The sequence below is a fragment of the Deinococcus sp. genome, assembly GCF_018260555.1.
Taxonomy (GTDB): Bacteria; Deinococcota; Deinococci; order Deinococcales; family Deinococcaceae; genus Deinococcus.
In genome coordinates, this window is the sequence record NZ_JAGLBB010000092.1 from 1 (window position 1) to 7,563 (window position 7,563).

General features: G+C 64.2%; 6 protein-coding genes. 3 read left to right on the forward strand and 3 right to left on the reverse strand.

Going from position 1 to position 7,563, the window contains the following annotated elements:
* Positions 1–3: 3 nt before the first annotated feature.
* Positions 4–1,119, reverse strand: coding sequence for a site-specific integrase (locus QZ271_RS13155; protein WP_291432212.1), 1,116 nt, complete (start codon positions 1,117–1,119; stop codon positions 4–6).
* A 100-nt stretch (positions 1,120–1,219) separates the two neighbouring features.
* Between QZ271_RS13155 and QZ271_RS13160 the strand changes: the two genes are divergently transcribed.
* A complete protein-coding gene (locus QZ271_RS13160) occupies positions 1,220–2,941 on the forward strand; it encodes a hypothetical protein (RefSeq protein ID WP_291432214.1) in 1,722 nt (573 codons plus the stop codon).
* A 7-nt stretch (positions 2,942–2,948) separates the two neighbouring features.
* Here QZ271_RS13160 and QZ271_RS13165 read toward each other — a convergent pair whose 3' ends face one another.
* Positions 2,949–4,427: a class I SAM-dependent DNA methyltransferase gene (locus QZ271_RS13165; protein WP_291432215.1), complete on the reverse strand. Its 1,479-nt coding sequence runs from the start codon at positions 4,425–4,427 to the stop codon at positions 2,949–2,951.
* A 71-nt stretch (positions 4,428–4,498) separates the two neighbouring features.
* Here QZ271_RS13165 and QZ271_RS13170 point away from each other — a divergent pair, with 71 nt between their 5' ends.
* Positions 4,499–5,368, forward strand: coding sequence for an EcsC family protein (locus QZ271_RS13170; RefSeq protein ID WP_291432217.1), 870 nt, complete (start codon positions 4,499–4,501; stop codon positions 5,366–5,368).
* Between the two features lie 67 nt (positions 5,369–5,435).
* Positions 5,436–6,437: a hypothetical protein gene (locus QZ271_RS13175; protein WP_291432219.1), complete on the forward strand. Its 1,002-nt coding sequence runs from the start codon at positions 5,436–5,438 to the stop codon at positions 6,435–6,437.
* On the opposite strand, the gene QZ271_RS13180 is transcribed toward QZ271_RS13175, so the two are convergent.
* Positions 6,421–7,353, reverse strand: a complete 933-nt coding sequence (locus QZ271_RS13180) for a restriction endonuclease subunit S (RefSeq protein ID WP_291432221.1) — start codon at positions 7,351–7,353, stop codon at positions 6,421–6,423. The two genes, QZ271_RS13175 and QZ271_RS13180, sit on opposite strands and share 17 nt — an antisense overlap.
* Positions 7,354–7,563 lie beyond the last annotated feature (210 nt).

Here is a 7,563-nt window from a genome sequence, read left to right on the forward strand (position 1 = left end):
TCTTTACGCGTCAACCTCATTGCGGCGGTGTGTAATCGCACCGTTGTCAACGTGGCGTGACTTTCGCAGGAGGTCTATTGTATGCCGTAGCGCGTGAACGGAGAGGGCAGGAATCCCGAGGTCGTCGCACAGCTTCTTCACCTTGCGGTTGAGGCTGTTGGGGTGCTGCATCTCGCCCTTGCGGGTGGTGAATACGTAGGTTGGGTCAGGCTGTCCCGGTTGCTGTCGCTGGGCCTGCAGGTCAAGGACGCGGCCCAGGATCTCCTGCGCCTTTGGGGAGAGGTGGACGGTACGCCGTGACGACTCGTTCTTCGGCTCGGTCAGGGTGCGGCTCTTCGTGCCGTAGGTGGCGAGTGCCTGTTCGACGCGCAGGGTGCCCGCTTTGAGGTCAACGTCCTGCCAGCGGAGGCCGAACAGTTCCCCCCGGCGCAGCCCGGTGCGGAGTGCGAAGGCAATGGCGAAGCCCAGCATGTCGTCGCTGCCCAGGGCGGCCTGTTCGAGCTGCCGCGCCTGCTCGGGGGTCCAGGCGCTGACCTTGCGGGTGGCCTTGCGTTTCTCCTGGCGCTTGGGCACGGTGACGTTCAGTGCTGGATTGGAGGTGATGTACTTCGCTTCCAGCGCGTAGCCGAGGGAGAGGCGCAGGACCGTGTGGATCTGGTAGCGGCTGCGTTCCAGCGTGCTGCTGTCCTTCAGGTTGATGTGGAAGTCGTTCAGCGCGGTGGTGTCCAGGGCCGTCAGCTTCCAGGAGCCCAGGCGGGGCTTGACGTGGTTCTCGATCAGTTCGCGCTGGATCTGCAGCGTGCGGGGGCTCAGGCCCTCCTGTTCCCGCTTGCGACGCATCCACTCGTCGAGGAGGTCGGCGTAGGTGAGCTGGGCGGCGCGGGCTGGCGCGTCCATGCCCTCGTGCGTTCGCTTAGCAGCCCACATCTGTTCGCGGGCCTCGGTGATGGAGCGGCCCTGGTACGTGCCCTTGATGCGCCTGTGCTCGCCGCTCCTGAGCGTGACGCGGATGGCCCAGCTGTAGACCTTCTCGCCCGTGGGCAGCTGGCGTACCTCCCGGATGGAGCCTTCCCCGTTGCCACGTCGTCCCTGCGGCTTCGTTGTTTTCGTTCGGGTCATGGGTGCCTCCTGTCGCCGCATCCGGCGGCGGAGAAGGATTGTCCAATACTGACTGTATTTTCTTTAGAAGAAAAAAAGCGGTGTATCCGAAGCTGAGAGCATGACGACACGCACTTCGGTTCTGCGTACCCTGTTCCCCGGCCACCCCGATCAGCACCTCTGCTGGACCCACAGCAATCCCGACGGCAGCAAGGAGATACGGTATCGAAGGCGGGGTGCCAAGAATGACGACTACGAGCGTCACCTGCACCCCGATACGGTCCCTGGACCCGGCGCCCTGGGCGTGATGCCCGGCGTGTCCAGGCGGGGGCGCCTGGTGACTTCCTGGGCCATGCTGGATCTCGACACCTTCACTCCTGAAGCACTGGCGGCCCTGCGAGGTGCCCTCGACAGCCACGAGCTGCCCTACCTGCTCACGACCGGCACGACTGGGCGCGGCGCGCACCTGTGGTTCCTGCTGAGCGAACCCATCACCCTGAGAGCGGCGTGGCGTGCTGTCGACTTTCTGGGGAGGGCTGCCCGTCACGTCGGCGTGACTGGGCTTGACCTGCGGCCTTCCCAGGAAGAAGGAACGGGCAGCGGCGTGCTGCTGCCGTACCGGGGTGCGGACCGCGACGGTCTGGGCGTGAACCCCTTGTATCTGCCGACCGGGGAGCCGGTCTCGCTGGATGACACGCCTGACCTGCCGCGTGTCGATGCAGGGGTCTTCACGGCGCTGGGCAGGCGGCGCGACGTGTCCCGGTTCCTCGGTGGGGAAGGACCACGTCCGCGACCACCCCGTCGTCCCCGGTTGCCCCCTCTGCCCAGCGTGCTGGGACCTGACGGTGTGCCTGAGCGCTGGGCTGCCGAACTGGAACGTGTGAGAGACCTGTGGACTGAGGGGCGACGCCACCACCTCACGCTGGCCGTGAGTGCCTACGGGCTGGCGCTGGGCCTACCGGGGGAGCAGGTGCAGGCTGACCTGATGGCCGTGATCGTGGCCGCAGGCGACCCCGAGCACCAGGAGCGCCTGACCATCATCGAGCGGACCCTGGAACGGGCGGCGCAGGGGGAAAGCCTGGCGTACCGCGCCTTCTACGCGGCGGCAGGGCTCGATGCGCCGGGCGGCACCACCGACGCGGTCAGGGAGCGGATTGCGGTCTGGCTGGATGCACTGATGACGCAGCCGTGGCCGGGGAAGGGCGGGAAGACCGACCGCAGCCTGTGGAAGACCCTGCTGGGCCTATCGTGGCGGTACGGGGTCCTGCACCCTGACGGTGTGGAGCTCAGCGTGGCGTGGACGCAACTGCTCAGAGAGGCGGACATCGGCTCTGAGGACACGCTGTCGCAGGGTCTGGCGAGGCTGGAAGCTCTGGGCCTCCTGCAGCGTGGCCGACACGGCGAGGGCACGAAATCTGGATCGTTCATTCTGTTGTGGGCGAACCGAAGTACTCTTACAACGGGGGGGAAGATCACCCCAGAAGAATTCTTCGGATTCACTACGCCCCTCCGCAACGGAAGAGGCAGACTCGGCAAGCGCGCCGAACAGATCCTCGACCTGATCCACTGGCACGGCCCCCAGGACCGCCGCGCCCTCGCCCGCCACCTACGTACCCGCCCCGCCGACCTGCACGACCTCCTCGACCAGATGATCGACGACCACCTCCTCGAAGAGCACGCCCGCGACGGTCCACTCCACCTTGCCGAGCAACTCGCCCAGCACCTCGAAGCCCGGCAGCACCGCGACGGCACCAACGTCGCCCGCGACCGACAACGCGCCCTGATCCAGGACAGACGGGAACGTTATCGGGCACGCTACGCCCGGCGCCGCAGGCAGCGCTGACCCACCCTCACGCCAGCGCGGGCTCGGCCTCCTCGGGCACCTCCAACTCGTCGGCCACCTGGCGGAACTCATCCAGCGCCGCCTCCAGGCTCTCCACGATCTCGGCGGCAAGCACGCCCGGCCTGGGCAGATCCGCACCCTCCTCCAGGCTGTCGTCCTTCAGCCAGAACACGTCCAAGTTCACCTTGTCGCGGGCCAGCAACTCCTGCAGCGAGAACTTCCGGAACCGTTCGGACTCCACCCGCTTCGAGCGGTCCCCGGCGTGGTACGCCTCCTCGAACGGCACCAGGTCGGCCGCGCCCATCGGACGGGTCTTCAGGGTGAAGTGATGGTTCGTCCGCAGGTCGTAGAACCACACGTCCCGCGTCCGGGCCTCCTCGCCGCTGGCGTGCCGGTCGAAGAACAGCACGTTCGCCTTCACGCCCTGCGCGTAGAAGATCCCCGTCGGCAGACGCAGGATCGTATGCAGGTCGCAGTCCTGCAACAGGCGGCGCCGCACCGTCTCGCCCGCTCCCGCCTCGAACAGCACGTTGTCGGGCACCACCACCGCCGCCCGGCCCCCCACGCGCAGCATCGACAGGATGTGCTGCAGGAAGTTCAGCTGCTTGTTCGGTGTCTGCGCCACGAAATCCGGCCGGGCGTACGACACCTTCTGCCGCTTCACGCGCCCTTCCTCGTCCACCTCGGCGACCGCGCCCTTCACCCCGAACGGCGGGTTCGCCAGCACGATGTCCACCGACCGCGACGGCGGCTGCGCCAGGCTGTCCACCCGCTGCACGGGCGTCTCCTTGCCCCCAATCCCGTGCAGGAACATGTTCATGGCCGACAGGCGCACCACGCTATCCACGATGTCCGCGCCGAAGAACGTCCGCTCCCGCAGCGTCTCCCGCTCATCACGGTCCAGCGGGAACTCCTTGACCAGGTAGTCCCGCGCCGCCAGCAGGAACCCACCCGTCCCGCACGCCGGATCCGCAATCGTCTCGCCCGGCTCGGGCCGCATGACCCGCACCATCGCGTCGATCAGTGGGCGGGGCGTGAAGTACTGACCCGCACCCCCACGCACGTCCTCGGCGTTGCGCTGCAGCAGCCCCTCGTAGATCTCGCCCTTCACGTCGAAGGGCAACCCCGACCACTGCTGTTGCTCGATCAATCCCACCACGCGCCGCAGCGTCGCCGGGTCGTTGATCTTGTTCTGCGCCTTCCGGAAGATCACGCCCAGCAGCCCCGACGCCTTCCCCAGCTCCTCCAGGGTCCGCCGGTACTGGACTTCCAGGTCCACGCCCGTCAGCGGCTCCAGCCGCGCCCATGAGAACTCTTCGGGCACGGTCGGCGCGTCCGGCTGGCCTTTCATCTCGTCGGCCATCTTCAGGAACAGCAGGAACGTGATCTGCTCCAGGTAGTCGCCGTAACTGACGCCGTCGTTCCTGAGGACGTGCGCCAGATTCCAGACGCGGGCAACAAGCTGAGCGGAGGACGGTTGGGTCATGCCGCACATCTTCGCATTCACGCCCCGTCCGGGCGGTAAGGTCTGAGCGAACCCGCTGTCCAGGAGGCCACATGACCCAACGAACCGACCCGATCAAAGAAAAGGAGTACGAGAAGCGAGCCCGGCAGGAAATCCACGACTGGGAGAACAAACCGCTGACCCTGCTGCAGGAAGCAGGCGAGAAGGTCTCTCAGGGCGTCGAGAAGGCCGGAGCGGTCATCGGGCGCATCGTCCCCAGCCGGGTCAGCAAGGCCGTCACGGGCGGGATTGAGAACACCCTGCACGGTTTCGGCACCGCCATGGGCAAGACCATCAACCCCGCCAGCATCGAAACCCAGGTCAGCGCCAACTGGGACGACGCGAACTGCTGCTGCGAGCTCGAAGCCCGCGACCAGCTGGCCCGCAAGAGCGCCAACATCCACATCACGGTCGCCACCGCCGAGGGCGCCGCGCTGGGTGCGGGCGGCATCGCCACCACCCTCGTCGACATCCCCGCGTTCGTCGCGCTTTCTCTGCGCGCCATTGCCGACATTGCCTTGATTTATGGGTACGATCCCCGTAAGGACGAGGAGCGCCACTACCTGTTCACAGTTCTGGCTATTTCTCTGTCTGCCGGGGCGAAGGCGAAGCAAGAGGTCATGCTCACTCTGAAAGCCCTGGAAAAGGAATTCAGGAGGGGTACATGGAAAGGAGCCAATGAGATAATTGCCAAGTTCGTTGGCAGAGAGGCCTTCGACCTTAAAAAGTTTGCCAAACGTCTCGGTATCGAGTTGACCAAAAGAAAGGCTGCTCAGATCGTTCCCGTCGTTGGAGCTGCGGTGGGTGGGGCCATGAACGGCACCATGCTGTACCAGATCACCGAGACCGCGCAGATGGTCTACCGCCGCCGCTGGCTGGCCGACCACCGTGGCCTCTCCACCGTTGACGCTGCTGACGACTGAAAGAAACTTACTCCTCGGCAGTCAGTAGATCGTCTGCGACGCCGACCTCGCCGGGTAGGAGGACAGGATGAGCCAGGAACTGTTCACGCACCTCGGATTTCCCGACCTGAGGGACGTCAGGGACACCCCGTCCATCGCGGGTCACCACGCCGCTCACCAGCGCTGCGGGATCTACTTGATGGTCTTTGAGAACGGCGAGGCGTACGCCGGTCAGGCCGTGGACGTCGTACGCCGCTACGCCCAGCACCGCAAGACGTACGCGGACATCACGCAGATGACCTTCCAGAGCGTCCCCGCCGACGACCTGAATCACGTCGAGGAACAGGTCATCCACCACCTCCAGCGGCACGGCGTTCTCCTGCGGAATATTGCGCTCATGAGCCACGTCCTGGGCGAGCGGAACTTCGATCAGGTCGTTCCCCCGGCCGATCAGGACCGCTGGCTTGGCGGTGAACTCCTCACCGACTCGAACGAGGCCATCCGGGATGAGGACCTGCGCCGCCGCCTGGCCCCCCGCTTCCAGACGTTCCAGAAGCTCCCGCACGCCGACCACGCCACCGACCTCCTGAACATGTACCTGACCGCCGTTATTTCCGCGCCGCGCCGAACGGAGCTGACCTTCTGGGCGGTGAGCTGCCTGCCGGGCCAGAACGCCAATGTCACGGCCAGGGCTGGGCAGGTGTATTACCGCGTCAACCTGAACATGCAGGAAGTCCTGACCGCCTTCGAGCACGAGGGGGAGCTGGCCGTCTCCTTCCACGTCGCCCAGAGCCCGCTTGCGGCAGGATTCGGCCCGAACTGGCTGGATTTCTTCAACAACGGCGACTACCAGGCCACCCTGCACGGCTACCAGCCCGGCGGCCCCGACCAGTGCGAACTGATCGCCCTGAACGCCCCGGCTGCCGCCGCCCTGATTGTCGACGAACATGTCAGCGCCGCCATGCGCCTGATGAACCTGCGCCTAATGCGGAAGGGAGCCACGTACTACGGCCGCTACCACAACCTGGACCTGGCGGACGCCGCCTTCAACTACGGCGACGAGGTCGAGCCGGTTACTCCTTTTCAGTGAGTAACGGGTCGCTGCCCTGCGCTTTACGGGGTCGCCCGCGCCTGCCGCTTCCAGCTCCGGCGCGGATGGCGGCGGCCCCGGCGGCGATCCGTTCCCCCTGAATGCGGTCGAGCAGGGTGCTGGCGGGTTCGTCGGTGGGGTCCTGGGGGACGAGCTGGCCGGTGAAGGCGCGGTGCAGGATGCTCTGGCGGGTGCTCTCGGCGCGTTTCAGTTCGGCCGCGACGGTCGCTTCGAGGTTGTCGAGCACCGAGAGGCGGCGTTCGACCTCCGCCACGATGAACTCCTGCTCGGGAAGAGGGGGGAGTTTAAAAACGAACGATCTAAGCTGACTTAAATTTATTCGCGGCCTCGTTGCGCCATGGATGTTTTTTGAAAATTCTATATAAGTATCCTGATCAGATAAAGCGAAGACTAGATATTCTGGGATGACTCTGCTCGTGTTGCATCTAATGGCGAAGCAATCGGCCTTATTAATCGATTTGCCGAACTTGGTTTCATAGATGCATACCCTGATACTTTTGTCAATAAAAGAAGAGAAGATGATATCTTTGCTCTGAATAGTGTAACGCTTGAGATTTTGGTACTTTTCCTCTGAGATATAGGTTTTTTTCTCTGAAATAAACTGAAGGTGGCCAATATTTTCAAGCCTGATTACTCGAATACCGACTGACGTATAATCTGATGACTTTAAGTTTGATCCAAATGGGCCATCGAAGATAGTGGTCGCGCATTCTTCTACTGTTGCTTCTAGCCAAGATGAAATGTTCTGGGTCTGGGTGCGCCATTCCCGCGATAGTTCCCCGGTGACGGCGGCGTGCAGCAGGCTCTGGCGGTAGCGTTTCAGCAGTCCCTGCGTGCGCCGCAGCTCGGCCACGCCTGCGTCGAGCTTGCTGAACAGTTCCTCGACCTTCTCCACGATCCGCCCCTGCTCGGCGAGGGGAGGGAGTAGAAAAGAAAACTTCAAGACAGTTTTGGGGTCGACTCTTGGGTGCTGAACACCACTAACATTTTCCATAGCGTAGGAAACAAAAGGTTTAGAAAGAAGTAGTGTAACTGCTCAGCAGGGGGGTGGGGTGCGGCGCAAAGTGTAGAGTCTGGGTATCGCTGACGATGCCTGCCCAAACTG